Here is a 22,953-nt window from a genome sequence, read left to right as displayed (position 1 = left end):
GATCACAACAGCTCCGTCAGTAGAGATGATTCACGCGGCCCTCCCGCGCATCTCCACCCTCTCGCCCGGTGCCGCGCGCTCGCGTCGCTCTCAGGAGTGATCTGGAGCCGGGACCTCCTTGGCGACGGGATCCACCGGGATTGCGGCCCGGGTGCCGGCGAGCCCACCCAGGAGCATCCCCAGACCACCCAGGGCCAGCGCCGCGGCCGGCCCGTGATGCTGTGTCGTCCAGCCCCCGGTCGCCGTGCCGAGCGCTCCGCCGGCCATCAGCGCGCTGGCCACCCAGGCCTGGGTCTCGGCCTGCTCCCCCGGCACCGCCGCTTCCCCGGCCGCTGCGTAGACCGCCACGAAACTCGGCCCCAGGCACAGACCCACCGGGATGCACGACAGGTAGACCGTCCAGTCCGCGAGCAGCAGCAGGGCCGCCATCAGCAGTACGGCTCCGCCGATCATCGAGACCGCGACGGCGGGCCGGGCCAGACGCCGGGACGCCGAGGCAGGCAGCCCACCCACGACCAGTCCCCCGGCCACGCTGGCCACCGCCATCAGGCTGAGCACGGCCCCACCGGTGAGTGTGACCTCGTGGCCCGAACCGTGGGCGGCCAGAGCGGTCTGCAGGAGACTGACCCCGAAGAAGAACAGGCTCGCGACCAGCAGCACCCGGCGCGACCGGGACCGGTGCAGCGGCCCGGCCCAGTGACCACGGGGAATGCGTTCGAACGTGATCCCGCGGGCGTTACGCAGAACGAGCGGCACGGCGACAACCAGGAGCACGGCGCAGGTCACAATGCCCGCGACCGGTGCGATCAGCTGTCCGAGACCGACCACGACGACCGGCCCGATCATGAACCCGACGTCGGCCAGCACCGCGTCGAGGGCCAGCGCCGTCGGGAGCAGCGCGCCCGTCGCCCGGCTCCGCCAGATGACCCGGTTGACCACGCCCAGGGGCGGCATCACGATCGACGCGCACAGCACGGTCGTGAACAGCACCGGCAACGGAAAGTCTCTCTCCAGGCCGATCATCAGCAGTGCCAGGAACCCCAGGTTCAGCCCGAGCAGCGGCCAGAGCACCCGGCCGTAGGGAAACCGGTCGAGCAGCCGACCCCGCACCGGTGTGGTCATGGTGCCCCAGCCCGATCCGGACGCGACCAGGGCCGCCGCCCCGAACTCCAGGTGGTGCGACAGCACCATCAGCAGGCTCAGTCCGTACATGCCGGGCTGCAACTTCGCGATCAGGGCGGGCAGGACCGATCGGCGCGCCCCCAGCACCTTCAGTAGGTCCCGGTATTGCTGGACAGCCCCCGTGATCACCGCACTCCCTCCCCCGAGTCTCCCGAACAGCACAGCATGTCACGAAGACCGCTCACCCTGCCGGGTCCGATCTGGCCCGGATAACCGTTCCTCCCGAAGGGATCTCGGTGCGACGACCGGAATCGACCAGTACGGGAACCGAACGCACACGACCAGCTGGAGCGCGCGACGATCGAGCTCTTCGCCGAGCAGGGCTACGACTCCACCACGGTCGAGCAGATCGCGGCGGCTTTCGACCACATCGGCGGCGACTGGTTCAGCTCCGACCGCCGCGACCTGCCCCCAGCGTCTGGCCGTCGTCGCCTCGAGCCCCGGGCTCCGTGAGCGCGAGCTGCTCAAGCGCCTCGACATCACCACCGCGGTGGCCGGCGCACTTCACTCACGCGGGGTCGGCGAGCAGTCGGCGACGATCGCCGCGCAGCTCGCCACCCTCACCTTCTCCCAGGCCGTCGCCCTCTGGGCCGAACCGACGGGCACGAGGAATTCTCGGCCATCGACCGCCGCGTGCTGAGCAAAATTCACACCACGGCAACGAAACTGAGTCGATCTAGCGGTCGGCCACCGAGGCGCTGGGCGACGGGGCCACCTGGGGCTCGCGCAGGTACCGCCCCGTCGTCGTGCCGTTCAGGCTCAGCACGAGCATCCCGCCCTCGACGGACGCCTTCGTGGAGGAGTGCAGCACGGTCGCGTTCGGAACGTTCGCACAGCCCATCAAGGTGGAGGGCCCCGGCTCCCCCGCGCTGAAGGTGCCGTCGGCGGCGATCTCGTAGTCACCACCCTGCCCGTTGCAGCCGTCACTGCCGGTCCAGGTGCCGTTTTCCTTGAAAGTGACCGTGGCCTCGGGAAAGCTGTCGGCACCGAACCCGGGCGGCACGTAGGCCGGGATGTCCCACGGGTACCAGGTCCCGAGAATGTTCCGCTCGACTCCCGCGTCCCGCGGGGTCACCTCGTCATCAGATCCGCAACCGGCCACCAGAACCGCCGCCACCAGCGGCACTGTCCAGGGTCTCGTCTTCACGCCCCCTTGGACGCGCGCCGAGGGAAAGAGGTTCCCCACCGGCCACCGGAAAATCTCCACCTGAGACACGCTCCAAGATCACCCTTGCGAACGCCGTACGGATATCCCCACGTCCTCCGTTGCGCCAGAACGTACTTCGAGGATCTCTTTACCGAGACCGACCACCAAGCCGGCAGGTGTGCAACTGCCCGGACGAGGCCATGAACGTTCGCCGGGAAGGCATTGTGCCGGGAGCGCGAGGAAACCCGGTCGATGTTCGTGGCTGTCGCGCCAGGTCCTGGGGTACCGCATCGGCGTACTCCCGGAAGCGGGGCACGCACGTTGTGTACACCTGGTCCACCTGGTACACGCAGGGTGAACCAGGTGTACACAACGACGGCGGGCGTCTGGCGCGGCGATCCGAAGGCCAGCCGTCTTCTTGCTCATCATCAGGCGATTCTCCAGACTCCGGCCGGGAGGTTCCCCCACTTCCCCGGAGAGGTGGGGCACCTCCCGGCCGAAGGCCGGGGGATTGCCTGATCACGAACGAGGAAGTGAGGGCAGCGGGTGAACGTTCGCCGCCACCGAGCTAGCAGTGCACCGTCTCCCGGTGCGGCGCCGCGTTCTCCTCGCCGCCGTAGGTGATCGTGGCGATGTCGTCGTTCCAGGTCAGTGTGTAGTTTCCGTCGTCGAAGGGAAGTGTGCCGTCGTCGCTGTCGTAGTGGCCCGCCTTCAGGCCCAGGCCGAGGCCGTTGACGGCGAAGAACGTGCCGGTGCCGGAGGTGAAGTAGGTGGAGTACTGGGCGACGACCCGGCACGGTCCCTCCGGGCGCAGCCGGGCGAACTGCTTACTGCCGATGTTGTTGCTCAGGAGGTGCCCCATGAGCAGCGCGACCACCAGGAAGAGCAGGGTCACCACCATCAGGATCGCCGTGGCCATCACCAGCAGCACGCTGACCGCGGAACCGACGCTGCCCGCATCACCACGGGCCCGCGACGCCCGGGCCCCCGTCACCACGGCAGCGCCCAGCATCACGGCCGCGAGCAGCACGAACACCACGCTGATCGTCCACAGCGGAAGGATCAGACCGCCCAGCACCACCACGCCGGGCAGGACCTTCATGGTGAACACGATCATTGCGGGCGCCAGAGCGGCGCAGCCCAGGGCGGCCAGGCCCAGGGCCGGGGCCCGGCCGTTCCGGACGTCAGCCGTCTTCGAGGTCATACCTACAGATTAGGGATGTCTTGATCATCGGCATCTCGATGTCGGGTACCGATCAGAACTCGGTGTTCATCACGGCCTCCACCAGCACTTCTCCCGGCGGGGTGAGGCGCACGGTGCCGCCCGCCCGGTCGGTCACCAGCAGACCGCGCCGTTCCAGACCCTCGAACCGCTCACCCCAGGGCTCGTCGAACAGCGAACGCCCGGCGAACCTCTCGCGGTGCACGTCGTCGCGCAGCGGCTGCAGGGTGGACAGCGCCATCTTGATCGCCCGGGCCTGCGTGGCCAGATCCCCGAACCGGGTGGCCGACGTGAGAGGCAACTGACCGGCGTCCACCATCTTCATGTACTGCACGGCGTTCACCTCGGTCATCGCCTCGGACCGGCGGCAGCTCGAACTGCCGCCCAGGCCGATGGCGACCTCGGCATCCTGCCGGTCCTGGTCGACCATGATCGCCTTCCAGGTCTCCGGCGGCTTGTCCGCGCGGTGGAAGTACATGGTCGGGTGCTCGCCGTAGCCCTCCCGGGTCAGCCCGCCGGCCAGCACTTCTCGCATCTGGTACTGCTCGCCCAGGCTGGGCCAGTGGTGCCCGGACTCGGTCAGGCGGGCGCGGTACTCGGGGAACTGCCAGGCCGCCGGCCGGTCACCGGCCACCCCGGTACGGGTGTCGGTGTACGAGCGCAGGTGCAGCTTGGTGCAGACCACGCCCGGCACATCATGTTTCAGCACCTGGTCCAGATCCCGCACGACGCTGTCGACGGTCTGGTCGAGCAGACCGTACATCAGGTCGATCGTGGTCCAGTCGAACCCGAGACGCTGCGTGCTGTCGAGGAAGTCGTGGCACTCGGCCTCGGTGTGCTCCCGACCGCTGAGTTTCAGCACGTGGTCGTCGAACGACTGCACCCCCGACGACACCTTGTCACAGCCCAGATCCTGCAACCGGGCCAGCAGAGGCTCGGTCAGCGTGGTCGGGTCGCCCTCGAAGCGGATCGTCGTGTCCGGGCCGAAACCGAAGTTCTCCCGGTAGAAGTCCAGTAGCTGCGAGACCGCGTCCAGGCCCATCAGCGAGGGGGTGCCCCCGAAGACGTTGAACTCGCCCACCGGCGCCTCCCGCAGCCGGGGCACCCGGTCCAGCCACAGCTGCGCCTCGCGGATGTTCAGGTCGACCCAGCGGTCGACCTTGTCCCGCACCACACCCTCGGGGCCCTTGACGATGACGACCGGGTACTGGCAGAAGCGGCACCGGTAACTACAGGTCGGGATGTACGACCAGAGATGAATGGGCCGCGTGCTCGCCAGTTGCGCGTCCAGATCATCAAGAAAGGACGACGGGGAGACATCGGGGATGTCACCCGGGAACACGTGGGCACCGAACGGGTCGTTGGCGACGTACTCCAGCAGACCCGTGTTCTCCGGCCTCTCGAGAACGTCCAGAACAAGGGGACGCGGGTGGCCGGGGTCGATCGCGGTCAGGGACTTCAGAGCCTGGTCTCTCCGGAAAGCGGGTTTCACCGAAACGTCGGACATCAGAAAACTCCTCCGTTGCCGAAGTAGTCGTGCGCCTCGCCGGACTCACGGTCTTCGCAGTAGTGACGCACGAACTCGCGGAACCGCTCCTCGTCACCGGTGTCGCGAACCTCCTGGAGACAGTCGGGCAGGGGCGGCGGATAGCCGATGTCGGGGCCGACCTTCGCACGCAGACGGGCGAAGAGCTCCTCGGCGAACTCGAAGTACAGCCGGAAGCACGGGGTCTTGTACGAGTGGATCGGCACGTAGCTGAGAAGATGGGTCTGCGCGGTGATCTGCGGGATGCGCGAGGCCATCCGCCGGGCCAGCTCGGGCGAGAGCAGGTCGATCACACCCTCGTCGTCCAGCAGCGACGGGGTGAGCACCGCGGCCAGGATCATGTTCTTGGGCATGAAGTCCTTGATCGAGAACTCCCACGCCTGAACCGCTTCCGCCTCGGTCAGGTCACGACCTCCCGGACCCGTGGGCCGGATGTCGCGCATCGTGATGATGCCGCCCGAACCGTACGCCCGCCCGGCCACCACCTCGTCGATCGCGTGGTCGACCCGGCGGGGGTTGATCTCGACGCGCGACGTGGGCACGTACACGATGTCGTCGCCAGTGGCGCGCACCAGGATGCCGAAGTCCCAGTCGTCGGACAGATGACTGACGAACCGCCCGCCCTCCAGCTGGTACGACAGCTCGATCCCGCCCACGCGCTGGTAGGAGCGCCGGTCGACCGCGAACCCCTTGCCGTCGGGGAAGCCACCGAACCGTTCCCAGGCCACCCGGCGGCTGCGGATCGTGCGGTCGATCGCCTCCCACAGCAGCGGCCGGCCCGCGAAGTGCGCCTCGTCGTAGTAGTAGTCACACACGCCGATCGCGGCCTTGTCACCGTCCAGGGCACTCAGCAGCTCGTACAGCCAGTCCGGCGCCACCCGGCAGTCGGCATCGGCCGAGACCAGGTAGAACCGCTCGCCGGTGTCGTCGCCGTCCCGCACCTGGGCCCGTTCGGCAGCCAGCCCCATCCCGGTCCGGCGGGCGCACGAGACCCCTTGCTCGCTCTCACCGATCACGTGAAGGCGCAGACCGTCGTGCTGGGCCGCCAGCTGCCGGGCGAGGACGACGGTGTCGTCGTGGGAGTTGTTGTCCACCAGGAGAACGTCGAACAGTGAACGATCCAGCGGCCCGTCGGGCCCGCGCTGCCCGGCCAGGGACTCGATCACCGCCGGCAGGTTGGCAGCCTCGTCCCGCACCGGGATCACCACCGTCATGCGGGTTCCGGCGGCCAGCGGCGGAACGGCTGCCCGCCCGGCCGGACTGTAGACGTCCGGCGCATCCCCCCGGCCGACCGCCCCGTCCACAATTCCGGACGCGACCACCCGCGCTCCGGATGCCTGCGGGCGTTCGCCGAGCAGATCGTCCACCATCTCGGCAGCCCGACTGCGGGCGAAATACGTTTCGCCGCGGGCCCGGTTGTGCGCCGCGACCCGGCTGCGCAGCAGCGGGTTGGTCAGGAGTTCGGCGACATCGGCGACGAACTCGTCGGTCAGGGGCGCCTCGTCCGGTCCGGAGACCTCGAGAACAGGCGCGTGCAGTCCCTTACGCCCGTAGACGATGTCGTAGAGCGCGTACCGGGTGCTCAGGTAGGGCACACCCGAGGCCACGGCCTCACCGATCGGGTTGCCGTAACTCTCGTAGTCGTAGGAGGTCAGGAACGACATCACGTCGGCCTCGGCGAGCAGGTCGGACACCGAGAAGCCCGGTCCGGCCGCGCCCAGGTCCCGGGCCGCGAGCCGGCCACCGAAGATCACCCGGTCCTCGACACCCAGCCGCTGCGCCTGCTGCTTCAGGGCCGCGACGGTCGGCGGGTGCTCGGAGGGGTCCCCCGCCAGGAACAGGTACGCCGGACGGTCGCCCAGCCGCTCCCCCAGCCGGACGAGCAGGTCGATCTCGCGGTCGGCGCGCTTCTGCGGGATCAGGCGGGTGCAGCGGGCGACGAGCGCGGCCTCGGCCGGGATGCCGTAGTGCTCCCGCAGACCGGACGCGGTGGTGACCCGGTCGAAGTCGAAGGTGTTGTGCAGGACCCTCAGGTCGCGCAGCCCCGGGACCCATTCGAGGGTGCGGCGGCGGGCCTCCTCGTGCAGGGCGAGGTAGCGGATCCAGGGCGAGTTACGGGGCTGGGGCGTCAGCGGGTAGGGAGCAATGCCGTACTTCCCCGACGACGGTTCGCTGTTCCACATCAGGTCGTGGTCACGCCACAGCACGAAGGGCCGATCGCCGTTCCGGTCGGCCAGGTGCGGGCCGTAGCGCTCGATGGCCCGGTACAGCGCCTGGGTGTAGGCGATGTTCTCGGGCAGGGTGCCGTTCTCCACCAGCACCGCGGTCACCCCGTGCCGGTGCCAGGTCTGCTCGATCCGCCGGGCCAGGGCCTCGACGACGACCTCGAAGCAGGCCACCGTCTGCGAGGGCTGGTAGCCACGACGCACCGCGCCGAGCGTCTGGCGCACGAAGCCGGGGGTGTACCAGGGAATCTGCGCGATCTCGTCGACGCGGACCAGTTCCACCCAGCCGGGCAGGGCGTCGGCCTCGTCGGTGTACGGGGCGAAGAACCGGCCCTTGTCCTCTTTGATGTCGTACCCGATGTCGAGCAGCACCCGGTGCCCCCGCTGCCGGAAGGCCTCGCCGAGTTTCAGCGCCTCGACCACGACACCCGACATCGGCGTCCCGTCGAACGAAACGCACCAGAGCACGGAATCGGGCATACGGGTCTCCCCAGGTCACGTCGTCGGGCACCTGCGAGTTCCTTTTTATAACGAAATGGCCACTCCTCGCATGTTCAGCAGATCAGAGCGCCAGGTGGTTCACCCCGCGGTGCTCCGTTCGGCCGGCGCCGCGCTGCGGTCGGCTGCCGTCGAGCAGCAGCGCCAGGGCCGCGGCGGCGGCTCCGACGACCGCCCCGAGGGTGTTCGCCTGCCAGTCGCTGGTGTCGCAGGACCGCCCGAGCGCCGGGACCATCATCTGCACGAGCTCGATCCCGGCCGACAGCGCGCTGCCCGCCACGAGCGCCGCGAGCGGCCGCCGGGTGAGCACACCGGCCAGCAGCACCGGCGCGACGAAGAGGATCACGTTGGCCTGGACGGTCGGGCTGTTCAGCAGGGCGCCCGGGGACCAGCCGGACAGATCCACCCAGCACCGCGTCAGCGCGTGCGAGGGACCCGGCGACAGGGTGAGCACGGCCACCGCCGCCAGCGAGGCCAGGAGCAGGGCCCCCGCCACCCGTGGGCGGGACGCCAGCCACCAGCCGGCGAACGGGCCGACGGCGAGAACGACCACGAGTCCGTAGGAGCCGAGCCAGGGATGCATCGCAAGGACAGTGCTGATCATGCATCCCACCCTGCCGGGACCCGCGGACCGCGACATCGACCGCAGGTGCCGACCGGGTCGTCCTCCGGTACCGCTGACTCGCGCACCGGCCCTCCGGTTCAGTGGCAAGTCGCACAGACTCCCCGGCGAGCTCCGGACCCGACCTCGATGCCAACGTTCACGCCTTCGACACGTCGATGAGCGCGTCCACCATTCAGAAAACGCTCGACGCAGTCTTCCGGGCCCTGAGGACGAACCCGACCGGTCCTCCCGCGCACGGGAGGGCCGGCCCACCGGGAAACTCAGTCGTTCGCCCGGTCCGGGACAGTGGTCGAGGCCTCACCCAGTTCCCTGGGCCCGTCCGAACACTCGGACGGGTCGAGGGCTTCCTCGCCGGGCAGGAGCTGCGGCTCGTCGGTGGAGGCCACCGGCGTCACGTCTTCCCCGGCCACCAGATCTTCCGCCGCAGTGCCGGCCGGGACCGCAGTGCCGGCCGGGACCGCAGTGCCGGCCGGGACCGCGGCATCGCCCACGACGCAGATCGGCTCCACCGTCTCGTCACCGGCCGCCGCCAGTGAACCGTGAACGCTCACCACCTTCGACGTCTGTGTGTCGTGCCCAGCAGCCACCGAAACCGTTTCCGGGTGGGAGGAACTCGCCACTGCCATCCCGGCTGCCGACAGCACCAGACCCGACGCGAACACCAGCGCCGCACCCATGACGTTCTTGCGAGACATTCGGCCTCCTGAAGTGACGACCCGGCGGGCCAGGTGCACCGGCCTCACGGCTCCGGATCGTCACCTGTATGACAATCGGGAGCCCGGACGGGTTGTGCACACGGTCAGGGAGTTCCGCGCAGGAGCCACGACCACACCGTCCCGGCATCGGGATCGGGATCGGGATCGGGATCGGGATCGAGGGTGAGACCCACCTCGCCCGGACAGGAAGACTCCCCCGCCGGAACCGATTCTCCCGGTGTGGTCAGCTCTTCCGTCGCACCGGACGCCAGGTCACCCTTCGAACGGGGTTCCGTGCCCTCGTCCAGGAGCTCGGCGCTCTCGCTGCCCGCCGGGGTCAGGGTTCCCTCCTCCCCGGCCTGCACGGTGGGGCAGACCGCCGTGGGGGTCGGCCGGCCCGCCGGCTGCGCACTCCCCCGGCCCACCCCGAGTACCATCGGAACGGCCAGCACGAGAGCCGCAATCGCCAGGGCAACGGCGGCGGGAACGATCACGGCCTGGACCGTCCGGTTCAGCCGAGGCAGCCGGTACAGCCGGGCGCCGTCCATCTCCCGGTACAGGCGCCCTTCCCCTCCGGGTCGCGGCGTGACCTCCGAAAGATCTCGCGCCAGAGCCTTCCTGAGCCTCGCCTCGAGGATGTCGTCGCCCGTCATCGTTCCTCCCCACAGATCGCCGGCTCCAGCACCGAGCGCAGTTTCGCGAGCCCTCGCGACGCGTACCCCTTGACCGACCCGGGCCGCAGACCCAGTGCCTCGGCCGTCTCCTTCTCCGACAGGTCCAGGTAGTACCGCAGGAGCACGGTCTCCCGTTCCCGGCGGGGCAGTTCGGCGACGGCCACCAGCAGGGCGCTGGGCAGGCCGGCGCCGAGCGCCCGGTCCTCCGCGCTGACCTCGTCGTGGTGGCGCAGCGACTTCAGGCGCTCCACCACCGACCGGCGCCGCAGGCGGTTGCGGGCCACGTTGACCACGCTGCGGTGCAGGTAGCGCACCGCCTCGTCCTTCTCCCGGATCCGTGACCAGTTCGCGTAGACGGCCAGGAAGGCGTCCTGCACCACGTCCTCCGCCACCGCGGGGTCCCGCACGAGCACCGTGGCGACCCGCACCATCTGGATCTGATGCTGATGGAACAGGGCGCCGACCGCGGCCCGGGTGTCGGCGGTGGTCGGACGGCTCGTGGCCGCGACAGTGGGCACCGTGGTGAACCGGGCCGCCGGTGGCGGGGGATCGGACGGCACGGACAGGAAGGTCACGCCCCTATGACACCCGAGCGCCCCCGGAGGTTGTGCTCACGGTGGCCGGTCACGGTCTCGATCAGGACACCGGCAGGGCGCCGGGACTCAGCCGCGTTCCGCCTCCACCTGCCAGACCGCGATCGGGGTGCGGCCGTGCGCATCGATCTCGGGCTCGATGCCGGCGCTGCGCAAGCCGGCCGGCCTGGTGGAGCCCACCACCAGGAACGTGGTGCGGGTCAGAGCAGACCAGTGTTACCCACGGCCTGATCGGCCGGGGCGCGCCGGGCCGGTATTGCCCCCGGCCCGGCGCGCCCTCACTGACGAGTGATCAGATCCGGGCGTCCCGCTTCACCAGCGGCGCCAGGGACGGCGCCGAACGCTGGGCCGATGCGCTGCCCGGGTCGGTCGCGGTCCAGTCCGGGTGGCCGGGCATCGGCGGCACGGTCGTGCCGTAGAGCCAGTCCTTCAGGAACGCGCTCTGGTCGTGGCCGGAGACCTTGGAGGCCAGGGCGATGAAATCGGCTGTGGATGCGCTCTTCCCGGAGTACTTCGTCACCCAGGCCCGTTCCAGCGCGACGAACTTCTGGGTGCCGATCTTCTGCCGCAGCGCGTAGAGCACCAGGGCGCCGCCACCGTAGACGTTGCTGTTGAACACGTCGTAGACGTCGCCGCTCCTGGGCTGCGCCACCGGCCCGTTCTCGGCGCGCTGGATGTTCGCGTCGGCGTACTCGGCCTTCATCGAGTCGTCGAACGTGCCGACCGTGTACCCGGGCTGGTCGAAGGCGTACAGCTGCTCGTACCAGGTGGCGTGGCCCTCGTTCAGCCAGACGTCGCTCCACTCCCAGGGGGCCACGTCGTCCCCGAACCACTGGTGGGCGAGCTCGTGGTTCATCACCGGGTCCCAGACGTACTCCGGGTAGTCCCACCAGGGCGTGTCGTACAGCGACAGGGTCTGGGTCTCCAGGGCGAATCCGAGCTGCGTGTCCACCACCAGGGAGCCGTACAGGTCGAACGGGTACTTCGTGACCCGCTTCTCCATCCAGGCGATCTGCTTCCTGGAGACGGCCAGCCTGGACTTGTACTCGTCCACCAGACGGGTGGGCACCACGTCGCGTACCGGTACGCCGTTGACCTTGCCCTGGTCGATGACGGTGAACTGGCCCGCCGCGAGCTGGGTCAGCTCGGTGGCCATCGGCTGACGCTGTTCGTAGGTCCAGGTGGTGCGGTCGCCCCTGGTCTTCTTGTGCTGGAGGACGCCGTTGGCCACGGCGGTCTCGTTCTTCGGCACGTTCATCGAGATGGTGAACGAGGCCTTGTCGCGCGGGTGGTCGTTCGAGGGGTACACCGCGTGCATGGCGTTGGGCTGACCGGAGGTCGCCGACCCGTCCGGGGTGATGAAGAAGACCGCCGACAGCAGCTCCCCCGGGATCGGCTCCGTCGGGGTGGCGGTGAAATGGCTGACCGTCACGGTGAAGGTGGCACCCCGGTGCAGGGCCTTCGCCGGGGTGATCACGAGATCCTCGCCGTCGCGACGGAAGCCGGCCTTCCTGCCGTTGACCGTGACCGCACCGACCGAGTCGCCGCTGAAGTCCAGGTCGAACCGCGAAAGATCTTGAGTGGCCCTGGCCTTCATGGTGACAGAGCCGTCGATGCCCGACGACGGCTCGCCGGTCAGGTACTTCACGTCCAGGTCGTAGTGCTGGGCGTCGTATCCGCCGTTGCCGAGCGTCGGGTAGAGCCGGTCACCGATACCGGCGCTGCCCGGCCGCGGGTCGAACACGCCCCCACCGGCAGAGGCCAGGGCGGTGCCGGGAACGCCGACCGCGGCCAGGAGCCCGAGACTGACGGTGGCCGCCGTGGCGGCCGGATGTCGCAACCAGGATCTCGTCATGGCCAAAAACGTACGCTTTGGGTGTTATGCCGCAAACCTTTTTCGCGATGGGATCGGTTGACTGCCTCTCAATGCGACAGCTGGAGGCCGCCACCACCGAACTCGGCCTGGACCCGCGCAGACGCCGATGACGCTGACCGACCCCTACGCCGCATAACGCCTCCGGACGTTCACAGACTTCCCACAGGCGGGCCGCCTCACGCCGCCACCGGCCGCGTCGACGGTTCAGGTGTCCCGCTCGCTCGTTCCCGGAGGTTGGAAGATCATGGCCGTCAGCTCCGTCGGTGGCTCCTCGTCCTCGCTCGCCGCCCTGCAGAAGCAGCTGCAGACCGACCAGAAGACGCTCCAGGCCGATCAGAAGGCCAAGGCCGGTCAGCAGGTGCTGAACGCCGACCAGGCCCGCATCACGCTCGACCAGGCGGCCATCGCCGCCGCGAGCAGCCCGACCACCCCGACCACGTCGTCCTCTGCTGCCACCACCCCGCAGACGACCACCTCGTCCTCAAGCCTGGACGTCTACCTCTGACCCAGGGGCACCACACCGACGGGGACCAGGCGGAAGGCCCGGGCGGCCGGGTCCGTGCTCACCTCGAGCAGGTGCAGCGCATCGATGCGCATCCGGGCGTGACTGGGACGGACGCGGCGTAGACGGCGCGCCAGATCGTCCGTGGAGGCCTCGGCGAAGGCGTAGCCGAGCGTCAGATGGGTGACCCCGGGGTGGAAGGTGTCGGCCTCCGTCCCCCGCAGGTCCCGGATCACCGACCGCACGATGCCGATCAGGTCCTGCAGTGGCTCGTCCTCCAGATCGCAGAGGGCACCGGTGGCGTAGGCGAGCGGACTGCCCGCCAGGATCTCCAGCGGCCGGACCTCCCGCAGCCGCGCCCGCAACACCTCGAGCAGCGCCTCCCGCTCCCCCGCACCGATCTGCGCCGCCGGCGCGTCACCGACCTGCGCCAGCGTCACCCGCAGCGCCTCGTCCGCGACCGGGGCGATCGGGAACCCCTCCAGCGCCCGGCGGCAGCTCCCGAACAACGCCGCCAGATCGGCGTCCCCGGCCAGATCGGGCACGGCACAGACGAACAGCCACGACTGCCCGGTCGACTAGGGGCCCTGCGCGGGACGGAACTCGAACGGCTTCATGCGCCCGTACTGTACGCACCCGGTTCAGCGCTGCACGGACCGCTTTCCGGCGACCACCCGCTGCAGAACGATGAACGCGAAGAGCAGCACCCCGACCACGATCCGCGTCCACCACGAACTCAGGGTGCCCTGGAACGTGATGATGGTCTGGATCAGCCCGAGCACGAGAACCCCCAGCACGGTGCCGAACAGGTAGCCCGACCCGCCCGCGAGCAGCACCCCGCCGATCACCACCGCGGCGATCGCGTCCAGCTCCAGGCCCTGGGCGTGCAGGCTGTAGCCGGACAGCGTGTAAAAGCTGTACAGCACCCCGCCCAGCGCCGCGCAGAACCCGCTGATGCCGTACACCGCGACCCGCGTGCGGGCCACGGGAAGGCCCATCAACAGCGCGGAATCGGCGTTCCCGCCGATCGCGTAGACGCAACGGCCGAACCGGGTCCAGGCCAGCACGATCGCGGCGACCAGCACCACCAGCAGGGCGATGACGACGCTGCTCGAGATGAACACGCCCTTGTCGAAACGGATGCGCTCCTGGGCCACCGAGACCCAGAACCCGTTGTCGATCGGGATCGAGTTGCGGTTGATCAGCAGGGCCAGGCCCCGGGCGAGGAACATCCCGGCCAGCGTGGCGATGAACGGCTCGACCTCGAAGTAGTGGATCACCGCGCCCATCGCCAGCCCCAGCGTGGTGCCGAGCAGGAGCAGCAGCGGCAGAACGACTCCCGCGGGCCAGCCGGCGTGCAGCAGGGTCGCGCCCAGCGTCGTGGTCAGGGCGATCACGGCCCCCACCGACAGGTCGATTCCGCCGGTGAGGATCACGAAGGTCATCCCGACCGCGACCACCAGCAGGAAGGCGCCGTCCACGAAGATGTTCAGCACGACCTGGATGTCGTCGAACCCCTCGTAGTTCACCACCCCGATGCCGTACATGAACGCCAGCAGCGTCAGGGTGGCGATGACCGGGACGTGCTGGCGGTCCGGTTGCCAGCGTTGCCTTTTCGGGCGTCCAATGATGGACGAGGGGGTCTGGTCGGGTGCGGTGGTGTCCGTGGTCACGCGGCAACCTCCTTCGTGGCGACAACCGGTGTGCGCCGCCGGAGCACGCGCTCGCGGAAGGCCGGGGACTGGCCGAGGCAGAGCACGACCACGACGACCGCCTTGAACAGGAGCGTGGCCTCGACCGGGATGCCGACGCTGAGGATGGTCACGTTCAGCGTCTCGATCAGCACCGCGCCGAGCACCGTGCCGGACAGCGAGAACCGGCCCCCGGTCAGGGCGGTGCCGCCGATGACGACCGCGAGGATGGCGTCCAGCTCAATCAGGTTGCCGGCCGCGTTGCTGTCGGCGCTGGCCACGTTGGAGCTGTAGATCAGCCCGGCGATCCCGGCGCAGACCGCCGCGATCACGTAGACCAGCCAGGTCAGGCCGCGCGCCTGAATACCCGCCAGGCGGCTCGCGGCCGGGCTGCCGCCGACCGACTGCAGCAGCAGACCGAGCGCCGTGCGGCGGGTCAGCAGGCCGGCGACGATCGCGACGGCCACAGCGATGAGCACCGACACCGGCAGGGCCAGGAAGTACCCGGCCCCGATCACCCGGTACGGCGCGGACGTCACGTTGAGGATCTGCCCGCCGGTGATCAGCTGGGCCAGGCCCCGGCCCGCGACCATCAGGATGAGGGTGGCCACGATCGGCTGGATCCCGATCACCGAGACCAGGAACCCGTTCCAGACGCCGAGTCCCAGGCACAGCAGCAGGGCGACCGCGATGGCCCCGAGCACCCCGGCGACGCCGTCCGGGTCGCCCAGGTCACCGATCAGCAGGCACGACAGTGCACCGCTGACGGCCATCACCGAGCCCACCGACAGGTCGATGCCGCCGGTCGCGATGACCAGCGTCATCCCCACCCCGACCAGGATCAGGGGGGCCGCGCGCCGGGCGATGTCGATCAGCGAGCCGTAGAGGTGGCCGTCGTGCACGGTGATACTGAAGAAGTTGTTCGAGAAGAAGATGTTCAGCACCAGCAGCAGCACGAAGACCGCGAAGGGCCAGAACAGGTGGTGCTTGTGGAAGGTCATGACGCCTGCTCCCCGGCAATCGTCTGCATGATCCTCGTCGCGTCCACGGCGTCGGTGTTCTCCAGTTCCTCCACCAGACGGCGCTCCCGCAGGATCTCGATCTTGTGGCTGAGGCGCAGCACCTCTTCCAGCTCGGCGCTGACGAACAGCACCGCCATCCCGCCGTCGGCGAGTTCTGCTATCAGCCGCTGAATCTCGGCCTTGGCCCCGACATCGATGCCGCGCGTGGGCTCGTCCACGATGAACAACCGGGGCTGCGTGATCAGCCACCGCGCCAGCAGCACCTTCTGCTGGTTGCCGCCGCTCAGGTCCTTGACCAGGCGGTCGGGATCGGCCGGGCGGATCTGCAGGGCCTTGATGTACTGGTCCGCCAGCTCGTCGGCCCGCCGCCGCGAGACCGGCCGCATCCAGCCGCGTGAGGCCTGCAACGCCAGGATGACGTTGTCCCGCACACTCAGGTCCCCGACCACCCCCTCGGTGCGCCGGTTCTCCGAGGAGAAGGCGATACCGCGGCTCATGGCCGCGCGAGGCGTCCGGAACACCGCGTTCTTGCCGTCGACCTTCAGCCGGCCCGCGTCCGCCCGGTCGGCCCCGAACAGCAACCGCGCCAGCTCGGTGCGCCCCGATCCGAGAAGCCCGGCCAGACCGACGATCTCCCCGGCGTGGATGCTCAGCGTGAACGGCTCGATCCCGCCCTGACGGCCCAGGTCCTCGGCCTCCAGCAACGGCTCGGCCTTCTGCACCCGCCCGGTCGGCTGCTTCTCCAGATCTTCCAGCGTGGCCAGTTCCTTACCGATCATCGCGGCCACCAGCCGCATCGGCGGCAACTCGGCGGTGCGGAACTCCCCCACCAGCGTGCCGTTGCGCAGCACGGTCATCCGGTCGGCGACCTGGTAGACCTGGTCGAGGAAGTGCGACACGAAGACGATCGCCACGCCCTGGTTCTTCAGCCGCCGCATCACCTCGAAGAGCCGCTGCACCTCGGAGGCATCGAGGCTGGAGGTGGGCTCGTCGAGGATGAGCACCTTGGCATCGATGTCGACGGCCCGGGCGATCGCGACCATCTGCTGGATCGCCAGCGAGTAGGTACTCAGCGGCGCGGTGACGTCCAGGTCCAGGTCGAGCCCGGCCAGCAGCTCCCGGGCCCGGCGCCGCATCGCGCCCCACCGGATCTTACCCAGGCGCCGGGGTTCGCGGCCCAGCAGGATGTTCTCCGCGACGGAGAGATTCGCGCAGAGATTCACCTCCTGGTAGACCGTGCTGATCCCGGCCTGCTGCGCGGCCAGGGGCCCGCCGAACCGCACCGGCTGCCCGGCCAGCCGCACGTCACCCCCGTCGATGTCGTACACCCCGGTGAGAACCTTGATCAGGGTGGACTTCCCGGCCCCGTTCTCACCCATCAGCGCGTGCACCTCACCGGCCCGCAACCACAGGTCGACGCCGTCCAGCGCCACCACCCCGGGGAAAACCTTGCGGATCCCCGTCATCTCGAGAACCACGTCATCGTCAGCGCTCATACGTCTCCCCCGTGATCATGCAGAACCTCCCCAGTGTTCTAGAACTCCCGCGACGACAGTTCCAGAACTCCGGGGAGGTTCTGCATGATCACGACCAGAAGTGGGTGGGTGGGTAGGTCAGCTGCTCAGTACTTGCGCTCGGGGAGGACTTCCTTCGCCTGCTCCGGCGTGAAGGTCGTCTCCTCCGTCAGCACCCGCTTGTCCACGGTGCCGCCGTCGGCGACGGTCTTGGCCAGGTCCATGAGTTGCGGCCCGAGCAGCGGGCTGCACTCGACGATGAAGTTGATCTTCCCCTCGGACAGCGCGGTCATGCCGTCCTTGACAGCGTCCACCGTGATGATCTTGATGTCCTTGCCCGGGGTCTTGCCGGCCGCCTCGATCGCCTCGATCGCACCCAGGCCCATGTCGTCGTTGTGGGCATAGAGCACGTCGATGTCGGGGTGCGACTTGAGGAAGGTCTCCATCACCTGCTTGCCGTCGGTGCGGGTGAACTGACCCGTCTGCGAAGCGATGATCTTGAATTTCGGGTCGGCCTTGATGGCGTCGGCGAAACCGGCCTTACGGTCGTTCGCCGGGGCCGCGCCCGGGGTTCCCTGGAGCTCGACGATGTTCACCGGGCCGGGCTCGTCCTTCTCGTCCTCGACCAGCCATTCACCGGCCTTCTTGCCCTCCAGGACGAAATCCGAGCCGATAAAACTTTCGTAAAGACTTTCGTCGGTCGAATCGATGGCCCGGTCCGTGAGAATCACCGGGATCTCGGCGTCCTTGGCTTCCTTCAGCACGGTGTCCCAGCCCGACTCCACCACCGGCGAGAAGGCGATCACGTCGACCCGCTGAGTGATGAACGACCGGATCGCCTTGATCTGGTTCTCCTGCTTGCCCTGCGCGTCGGAGAACTTCAGCTCGACCCCGGCCGCCTTGGCCGATTCCTGAATCGACTTGGTATTTGCTGTACGCCAGCCACTTTCGGCGCCCACCTGGGCGAAGCCAATGGTCAGCTTGTCACCACCGCCACCCCCACCGTCGCCCGAGTCGTCGTCACCACAGGCGCCCAGCACACTGACGAGCAACGCTGCCGTGAGCAGTACACCGGCCCGTTTCCTGAACATCCCAGCCTCCTGACGCACCACGCCAACCCCGTTGTTAACGTTCACAATTTTGGTTACGGCAGTGCGGGAACGATGTCGTCGAATTGTTTGCGAACTCCTGCGTCCGGCCACCGAGTACCCTCGAGAATCCGGCCGGCCGGTTCGTGCCAGGAGTTTTACTGCTCGCACACCAGGCGTCAAGCGGTCGAAATGCAACGTCCAGTGCCAGACTTATTCATGGCTTTTCCGGGGGCTTACTGTTATGCCAGATATCCGGACCGCCCACCGCATTATCCTTGGCATTCCCGGGGCCTTCACGCATCATCGCCCTGTCCGCAGGCGCAGGTCGACCAGACCCTGCGAGGCCCGCAGCGGGGTGATGCCGCGCGCCCGGGCGTCGTCGAGAATCGTGGCCAGGCGCGGGCCGATGCCCAGCACCTCCCGCTCGGCCTCCGGCGCACTCGCGCCCCGCAGCTCCCGCGCCACCGAGGCGATGATCCCGCCCCCGCTGACCACGGTGTCCGGCGCCCACAGCACGCCGCGGGCGTGCAGCAGCTGTGCGGTGTCGTCGTGGTCGAGCTGATTGTTGGCCGCACCGACCACGGCTCCGGCAGCAACGGACGAGGTGGTCGCCGCGGTCAGGAGGCCTCCGGTCGCGCAGGGGACGAGGACGTCGGCCTCCGCCGACAGCGCCCGTTCCGGGGTGGTCCAGGTGGCATTCCATTGCCGCGCCAGGGTTTTGCGCCCGGGATCGAGGTCGGTCACCGTCAGCCGGGCGCCCCGCCCGGCCAGCCAGTGACCGATGCGGGCCCCGACGTGGCCGAGCCCGATCAGGGTGAACCGCAGGTCCGCAAGGTCTCGCCCGGGCCAGAGGTGCTCGCAGACGGCCTCGATCGAGCTGCGCACACCCAACGCCGTGGGCCCGGACGAGTCACCGCTGCCACCCTCCTCCTCGGGACGGCAGAGCACGTGCGGGGTGTGGCGGTGCAGAACCCCCATGTCGGCCGGGCCGGTGCCGATGTCCGGGCCGGTGATGTACCGGCCGTCCAGATCCTCGATCAGCCCGGCGATGTCGGCGAGCAGGTCGTCCCGGTCGAAGGCGCTGCCGTCCAGGGCCACGACGGTCTTGCCGCCCCCGTGGTCCAGCCCGGCCAGGGCTGCCTTCCGGGTCATCGCGGCGGACAGCCTCAGCACGTCGTCGAGACCGTCCTGCCAGCGGTCATAGGGCTTGATCCGGCAGCCACCCAGCGCCGGACCCAGCCGTGCCGAGTCGATGCCGATCATGATCAGCTGCCCCGACCGGGGCCCGCGCTCGATCCGGACCTGTTCAGCTGTAAGGGTTTCCATGGAGGCAGGACAACACGCCGAACGACCCTCGAACGGGATCGGCGAACAACGTGCGCCCTGCTCCGAACCACCGTTCGTTCAACCGAACAAAGTTCGGCACATGCCCCGATCAGCCGTCCAGTGCGGTCGGCGCCACGGTCCGGTTCTCGGTGTGCTCGTAGAGCAGCGAGGTCCGGAACCCGATGACCTCCTTACGGGCACTGAACCGGTCGACGAGCATGCCGTGCATCGCGTCGACGCTCGGCACCGCCACGTGCACCAGGAAGTCCTCGCTGCCGGCCACCACGTAGACGGCCAGCACCTCGGGCTGCGCGAGCGCGAAGGCCTTGAAACCCTGGATCACGTCACGGCTCAGCGGCCGCACCTGGAACGCGATCATGGCCTGCACCCCGCGCCCGATCCGGGTCAGGTCGACGCGGGCGTGATACCCGGCGAGCACCCCCGACCGCTCCAGCGCCCGGGTGCGCACGAGGGTGCTCGAGGGCGCCAGCCCCACCCGCGCCGCCAGCTGCCGGTTGGTCAGGCGGGCGTTCTGCTGCAGCTCAGTCAGAATCGCCGCATCTCGTTCGTCCATCCGGCCAAACTAACGCCCTTAGTTCGTGATCCTCCAACCCTCCGTGATCATGCAAGATCTCCCCAGAGTTCTAGAACTCCCGGGCGAAGAGTTCTAGAACGCCGGGGAGGTTTTGCATGATCACGGACAAGGATTGGGGGTCACAGGGCCGGGAAGGTCACTCCGGTCAGGTCTTCCGACACCGTCCAGAGCCGCCGGGCCACGTCGGCGTCGCGGGCCGCCTTCGACGGGGTGATCAGCCCGGGCTCACCCCGCGAACGCAGGAAGCCGGTCGGGCCGGCGTAGGCATTGCGCGGAACGTCGGCGGTGGCGGCGAAGAGGGTCGGCAGGGCGCCGCCGTCCTCGCTCTGGGCCAGCCGGTTGCTCACCCGGACCATGAGCGACAGTCCGGGCCGGTCGCTGAACGAGTGGCCGAGGTTGGTCGCCGCCAGCCCCGGATGGGCGGCGGTCGCGATCACCGGGGAACCGGCGTCCGTCAGGCGGCGCTGGAGCTCGGCCGTGAACAGCAGGTTCGCCAGCTTCGACTGGGCGTAGGCGGGAAAGGGCCGGTAGGGGCGGCGTTCCCAGTTGAGATCGGCGAAGTCGACCGCACCGGCCCGGTGACCGTTGGACGAGACGGTGACGACGCGTCCTCTGATCTGGGACAGCAGCAGGTTGGTCAGCGCGAAGTGCCCGAGGTGGTTGGTGCCGAACTGCGACTCGAAGCCGTCGGCGGTGCGCTGGAGCGGGGGCATCATGATGCCGGCGTTGTTGACGAGAAGATCGATGGGCCGGTCGAATCCGGCGGCGAACGCCCGCACCGACGCCAGTTCGGCCAGGTCCAGCACACGTACCTCGGTCGACCCGGCCAGGGACGCGGCGGCCCGGCGTCCTTTCTCGGGATTGCGCACGGCGAGAACGACATGCGCACCGGCGGCGGCGAGCGCCCGGGTCGCCGCCAGGCCGATCCCGCTGCTGGCGCCGGTGACGACGACCGTGCGGCCGTCCTGGGAGGGAACGCTGAATGTAGTCACAGACAACAATGTAGGCATCGACTACTTATGTAGTCAACGCCAACATCCGGGTAGGCTAAGGCCGTGCCAGCCGAGACCGACGAGCGTTACCACCACGGAAATCTGCGCGCGGCACTGCTCGCGGCCGCCGAGCAGACCGCCCGCGAGAGTGGCGTCGACGCGCTGTCGCTGCGTGACCTGGCGCGTCAGGTGGGCGTCAGTCATGCCGCCCCGCGCCGCCATTTCCCCGACCGGCAGTCCCTTCTCGACGCGCTGGCCGTCAACGGTTTCCAGCGGATCGACACCGAGCTGCGGGCGGCGGTGGCGCGGGCCGGGGATGATTTCGTGGCCCGCCTGAAGGCGCTGACCCAGACCTACACGCGGTTCGCGACCCGCGACGCGGCGCTGCTGGAACTGATGTTCTCGCGCAAGCACGGCGAGAACGCCGATGTGTTCCTGGCGGCGGCCCAGCCGTCGTTCACCCTGCTGGAAGATCTGCTCCAGGAGGGGCAGGTGCAGGGCGTGCTGCGCGAGGGCCCGATCGACCAGATCGGCATCGTGCTGTTCGCGACCATGCACGGCATCGCCGCGATGACCAACGGCCATCTGGCCCCGCCGGACCTGCTCGAGGGGCTGGCGAACACCGCGGTGGAACAGTTCGTCCGGGGTGCGGGCCGGGCCTGAGCCGACGCGAGCCGACGCGAACGACCGTCAGCCAACCGTCAGCGAACGGTCATCCGGACGGCAGCACACGGCCCTCGAATGATGACCGTCACCCTGCCTCAGCCCGGACGGATCCATGAACACCTCTGACACCGCACCCCCGCATCACCTTTCCCGGCGAAAATGGCTGGGTGCCGCGGCCGGCGCCCTGGCCCTGACGTCGGTGGGCGGCCTGGTGGTGGTGAACCACCAGCTCGACAGCTACGTCGACCCCTGGCAGCAGAAAGTGGCCGACGCCGGCTTCACCCAGAAGACGGCCCTGATCAACGGCGTGAACCTGAGCTACGCGGAGGGGCCCGACAACGGCCCCGCCCTGGTGCTGCTGCACGCCCAGCACATGGACTGGTTCAGCTACAGCCGGGTGCTGCCCGCGCTGGCCAGGTCGTTCCACGTCTTCGACATCGACTACCCGGGGCACGGCGCGACCACCGGGCCGGAGGGGTACGCGATGACGGCCCAGCGGATCGGGACCGACCTGGCCGCCTTCATGACGGCGACGACCGGGCCGGCGTTCGTCACCGGCAACTCCTCGGGTGGGCTGCTGACCACCTGGCTCGCGGCGAACCGCCCCGACCTGGTACGGGCGGCGCTGCTGGAAGACCCGCCGTTGTTCTCCTCCGAGGCCGGCCGGATCGCCGGCACGATCGCCGACCGGTCGTTCGCGACCTGCGCCGACGCCGTGGCCCAGCACGTGGACGACTTCCTGCTCTACTGGATCGACAGCAACCGCAAGTTCTTCGACAAGCACGCCTTCAGGGGCTCGGCGACGGTGCTGACCGCCGCCGTGAAGTCGTACCGCAGCGCGAATCCCGGGGCACCGCTGGAGATCCGCTTCCTGCCCGACGACACCACGCGGCTCTTCGTGCGGGGTATGGGGCAGTTCGACCCCCGCTTCGGCGCGGCCTTCCACGACGGCACCTGGAACGCCGGGTTCGACCACGCCCAGGCACTGCGCGCGATCACCCGCCCGGTGCTGTTGCTGCAGGCCGAGCCCTCCGTCCTGGCCGACGGCACCCTGAACGGAGCCATGACGACGCAGGACGGACAACGGGCAGCGTCACTGCTGACCAACGGCACCTACCGGTCGACAGACGCCACCCATGTCGTGCATCTGGACCGGCCGAGGGCGTTCACCCAGCTGCTGGAGGACTTCTTCGTCAGTTGATGCGGCGTGACGAGGCCTTTCCCCGTTCGGGATCCTGCGAACCGTCCCCGGGGAAAGGGGTCACCGAGCC

Annotated in this window: 22 protein-coding genes; 4 read left to right on the top strand and 18 right to left on the bottom strand. The window is 69.1% G+C overall.

The features are described from left to right. Nucleotides 1-90 precede the first annotated feature (90 nt). A complete protein-coding gene (locus tag LR393_RS04710; RefSeq protein WP_231481907.1) occupies nucleotides 91-1,311 on the bottom strand; it encodes an MFS transporter in 1,221 nt (406 codons plus the stop codon). Between the two features lie 156 nt (nucleotides 1,312-1,467). Here LR393_RS04710 and LR393_RS36925 point away from each other — a divergent pair, with 156 nt between their 5' ends. Beyond that, nucleotides 1,468-1,635: a TetR family transcriptional regulator gene (locus LR393_RS36925; protein WP_407937289.1), complete on the top strand. Its 168-nt coding sequence runs from the start codon at nucleotides 1,468-1,470 to the stop codon at nucleotides 1,633-1,635. Between the two features lie 223 nt (nucleotides 1,636-1,858). Here the strand turns inward: LR393_RS36925 and LR393_RS04705 are convergent, their stop codons facing one another. The 9 genes from LR393_RS04705 to LR393_RS04665 all read right to left on the bottom strand — a co-directional run bounded on the left by LR393_RS04705 (nucleotide 1,859) and on the right by LR393_RS04665 (nucleotide 12,262). Further along, a complete protein-coding gene (locus tag LR393_RS04705) occupies nucleotides 1,859-2,329 on the bottom strand; it encodes an META domain-containing protein (RefSeq protein ID WP_231481906.1) in 471 nt (156 codons plus the stop codon). A 568-nt stretch (nucleotides 2,330-2,897) separates the two neighbouring features. Further along, nucleotides 2,898-3,533, bottom strand: coding sequence for a hypothetical protein (locus LR393_RS04700; protein ID WP_231481905.1), 636 nt, complete (start codon nucleotides 3,531-3,533; stop codon nucleotides 2,898-2,900). A gap of 52 nt (nucleotides 3,534-3,585) precedes the next feature. Next, a complete protein-coding gene (locus LR393_RS04695; RefSeq protein ID WP_231481904.1) occupies nucleotides 3,586-5,058 on the bottom strand; it encodes a radical SAM protein in 1,473 nt (490 codons plus the stop codon). Next, nucleotides 5,058-7,802, bottom strand: coding sequence for a glycosyltransferase (locus LR393_RS04690; protein ID WP_231481903.1), 2,745 nt, complete (start codon nucleotides 7,800-7,802; stop codon nucleotides 5,058-5,060). The genes LR393_RS04695 and LR393_RS04690 overlap by 1 nt, the downstream gene beginning before the upstream one ends. A gap of 82 nt (nucleotides 7,803-7,884) precedes the next feature. After that, nucleotides 7,885-8,424: a VanZ family protein gene (locus LR393_RS04685; protein ID WP_231481902.1), complete on the bottom strand. Its 540-nt coding sequence runs from the start codon at nucleotides 8,422-8,424 to the stop codon at nucleotides 7,885-7,887. Between the two features lie 281 nt (nucleotides 8,425-8,705). Continuing rightward, the gene (locus LR393_RS04680) at nucleotides 8,706-9,140 is read right to left on the bottom strand and encodes a hypothetical protein (RefSeq protein ID WP_231481901.1); all 435 of its coding nucleotides are present in this window, start codon (nucleotides 9,138-9,140) and stop codon (nucleotides 8,706-8,708) included. Between the two features lie 104 nt (nucleotides 9,141-9,244). After that, nucleotides 9,245-9,793, bottom strand: coding sequence for a hypothetical protein (locus LR393_RS04675; protein ID WP_231481900.1), 549 nt, complete (start codon nucleotides 9,791-9,793; stop codon nucleotides 9,245-9,247). Next, nucleotides 9,790-10,389, bottom strand: coding sequence for an RNA polymerase sigma factor (locus LR393_RS04670; protein WP_231481899.1), 600 nt, complete (start codon nucleotides 10,387-10,389; stop codon nucleotides 9,790-9,792). The genes LR393_RS04675 and LR393_RS04670 overlap by 4 nt, the downstream gene beginning before the upstream one ends. 310 nt (nucleotides 10,390-10,699) lie before the next feature. Further along, nucleotides 10,700-12,262: a M1 family metallopeptidase gene (locus LR393_RS04665; RefSeq protein ID WP_231481898.1), complete on the bottom strand. Its 1,563-nt coding sequence runs from the start codon at nucleotides 12,260-12,262 to the stop codon at nucleotides 10,700-10,702. Between the two features lie 265 nt (nucleotides 12,263-12,527). Between LR393_RS04665 and LR393_RS04660 the strand changes: the two genes are divergently transcribed. Beyond that, complete coding sequence (locus LR393_RS04660) at nucleotides 12,528-12,788, top strand: hypothetical protein (RefSeq protein ID WP_231481897.1); 261 nt, start codon at nucleotides 12,528-12,530, stop codon at nucleotides 12,786-12,788. Here LR393_RS04660 and LR393_RS04655 read toward each other — a convergent pair. The 8 genes from LR393_RS04655 to LR393_RS04620 all read right to left on the bottom strand — a co-directional run bounded on the left by LR393_RS04655 (nucleotide 12,779) and on the right by LR393_RS04620 (nucleotide 21,016). Next, nucleotides 12,779-13,330, bottom strand: a complete 552-nt coding sequence (locus tag LR393_RS04655) for a hypothetical protein (RefSeq protein WP_231481896.1) — start codon at nucleotides 13,328-13,330, stop codon at nucleotides 12,779-12,781. The two genes, LR393_RS04660 and LR393_RS04655, sit on opposite strands and share 10 nt — an antisense overlap. 96 nt (nucleotides 13,331-13,426) lie before the next feature. Then, complete coding sequence (gene yjfF / locus LR393_RS04650; protein ID WP_345718917.1) at nucleotides 13,427-14,413, bottom strand: galactofuranose ABC transporter, permease protein YjfF; 987 nt, start codon at nucleotides 14,411-14,413, stop codon at nucleotides 13,427-13,429. Nucleotides 14,414-14,454: 41 nt separating this feature from the next. Next, complete coding sequence (locus tag LR393_RS04645) at nucleotides 14,455-15,477, bottom strand: ABC transporter permease (protein ID WP_231481894.1); 1,023 nt, start codon at nucleotides 15,475-15,477, stop codon at nucleotides 14,455-14,457. Next, a complete protein-coding gene (locus LR393_RS04640) occupies nucleotides 15,474-16,994 on the bottom strand; it encodes a sugar ABC transporter ATP-binding protein (protein ID WP_231481893.1) in 1,521 nt (506 codons plus the stop codon). Before LR393_RS04640 ends, LR393_RS04645 begins: the two co-directional genes overlap by 4 nt. Before the next feature lie 125 nt (nucleotides 16,995-17,119). Next, a complete protein-coding gene (locus LR393_RS04635) occupies nucleotides 17,120-18,103 on the bottom strand; it encodes an ABC transporter substrate-binding protein (RefSeq protein WP_231481892.1) in 984 nt (327 codons plus the stop codon). A 300-nt stretch (nucleotides 18,104-18,403) separates the two neighbouring features. Beyond that, on the bottom strand, nucleotides 18,404-19,429 hold the full coding sequence (locus LR393_RS04630) for a Glu/Leu/Phe/Val dehydrogenase dimerization domain-containing protein (RefSeq protein WP_231481891.1): 1,026 nt from the start codon (nucleotides 19,427-19,429) through the stop codon (nucleotides 18,404-18,406). Nucleotides 19,430-19,538: 109 nt separating this feature from the next. Beyond that, complete coding sequence (locus LR393_RS04625; protein ID WP_231481890.1) at nucleotides 19,539-20,003, bottom strand: Lrp/AsnC family transcriptional regulator; 465 nt, start codon at nucleotides 20,001-20,003, stop codon at nucleotides 19,539-19,541. A gap of 140 nt (nucleotides 20,004-20,143) precedes the next feature. Then, complete coding sequence (locus tag LR393_RS04620; RefSeq protein WP_231481889.1) at nucleotides 20,144-21,016, bottom strand: oxidoreductase; 873 nt, start codon at nucleotides 21,014-21,016, stop codon at nucleotides 20,144-20,146. Between the two features lie 63 nt (nucleotides 21,017-21,079). Between LR393_RS04620 and LR393_RS04615 the strand changes: the two genes are divergently transcribed. Further along, entirely contained in the window at nucleotides 21,080-21,679 is a 600-nt protein-coding gene (locus LR393_RS04615) for a TetR/AcrR family transcriptional regulator (protein ID WP_231481888.1), read from the top strand. 115 nt (nucleotides 21,680-21,794) lie between these two features. Further along, complete coding sequence (locus LR393_RS04610; RefSeq protein ID WP_231481887.1) at nucleotides 21,795-22,883, top strand: alpha/beta fold hydrolase; 1,089 nt, start codon at nucleotides 21,795-21,797, stop codon at nucleotides 22,881-22,883. Nucleotides 22,884-22,953: the final 70 nt, after the last annotated feature.

It is taken from the genome of Kineosporia mesophila (genome assembly GCF_021129235.1).
Taxonomy (GTDB): domain Bacteria; phylum Actinomycetota; class Actinomycetes; order Actinomycetales; family Kineosporiaceae; genus Kineosporia; species Kineosporia mesophila.
The sequence above is the reverse complement of the archived record's forward strand: the minus strand, read 5'-3'. Positions and strand labels throughout refer to the sequence as shown.

Bases quoted from the DNA above. Each gene is read 5' to 3' on its own strand.
- LR393_RS04630 (WP_231481891.1), bottom strand. From the start codon at position 19,429: ATGGAAACCCTTACAGCTGAACAGGTCCGGATCGAGCGCGGGCCCCGG.
- LR393_RS04695 (WP_231481904.1), bottom strand. From the start codon at position 5,058: ATGTCCGACGTTTCGGTGAAACCCGCTTTCCGGAGAGACCAGGCTCTG.
- LR393_RS04645 (WP_231481894.1), bottom strand. From the start codon at position 15,477: ATGACCTTCCACAAGCACCACCTGTTCTGGCCCTTCGCGGTCTTCGTG.
- LR393_RS04680 (WP_231481901.1), bottom strand. From the start codon at position 9,140: ATGTCTCGCAAGAACGTCATGGGTGCGGCGCTGGTGTTCGCGTCGGGT.
- LR393_RS04625 (WP_231481890.1), bottom strand. From the start codon at position 20,003: ATGGACGAACGAGATGCGGCGATTCTGACTGAGCTGCAGCAGAACGCC.
- LR393_RS04685 (WP_231481902.1), bottom strand. From the start codon at position 8,424: ATGATCAGCACTGTCCTTGCGATGCATCCCTGGCTCGGCTCCTACGGA.
- LR393_RS04640 (WP_231481893.1), bottom strand. From the start codon at position 16,994: ATGAGCGCTGACGATGACGTGGTTCTCGAGATGACGGGGATCCGCAAG.
- LR393_RS04635 (WP_231481892.1), bottom strand. From the start codon at position 18,103: ATGTTCAGGAAACGGGCCGGTGTACTGCTCACGGCAGCGTTGCTCGTC.
- LR393_RS04610 (WP_231481887.1), top strand. From the start codon at position 21,795: ATGAACACCTCTGACACCGCACCCCCGCATCACCTTTCCCGGCGAAAA.
- LR393_RS04660 (WP_231481897.1), top strand. From the start codon at position 12,528: ATGGCCGTCAGCTCCGTCGGTGGCTCCTCGTCCTCGCTCGCCGCCCTG.
- LR393_RS04700 (WP_231481905.1), bottom strand. From the start codon at position 3,533: ATGACCTCGAAGACGGCTGACGTCCGGAACGGCCGGGCCCCGGCCCTG.
- LR393_RS04665 (WP_231481898.1), bottom strand. From the start codon at position 12,262: ATGACGAGATCCTGGTTGCGACATCCGGCCGCCACGGCGGCCACCGTC.
- LR393_RS04675 (WP_231481900.1), bottom strand. From the start codon at position 9,793: ATGACGGGCGACGACATCCTCGAGGCGAGGCTCAGGAAGGCTCTGGCG.
- LR393_RS04690 (WP_231481903.1), bottom strand. From the start codon at position 7,802: ATGCCCGATTCCGTGCTCTGGTGCGTTTCGTTCGACGGGACGCCGATG.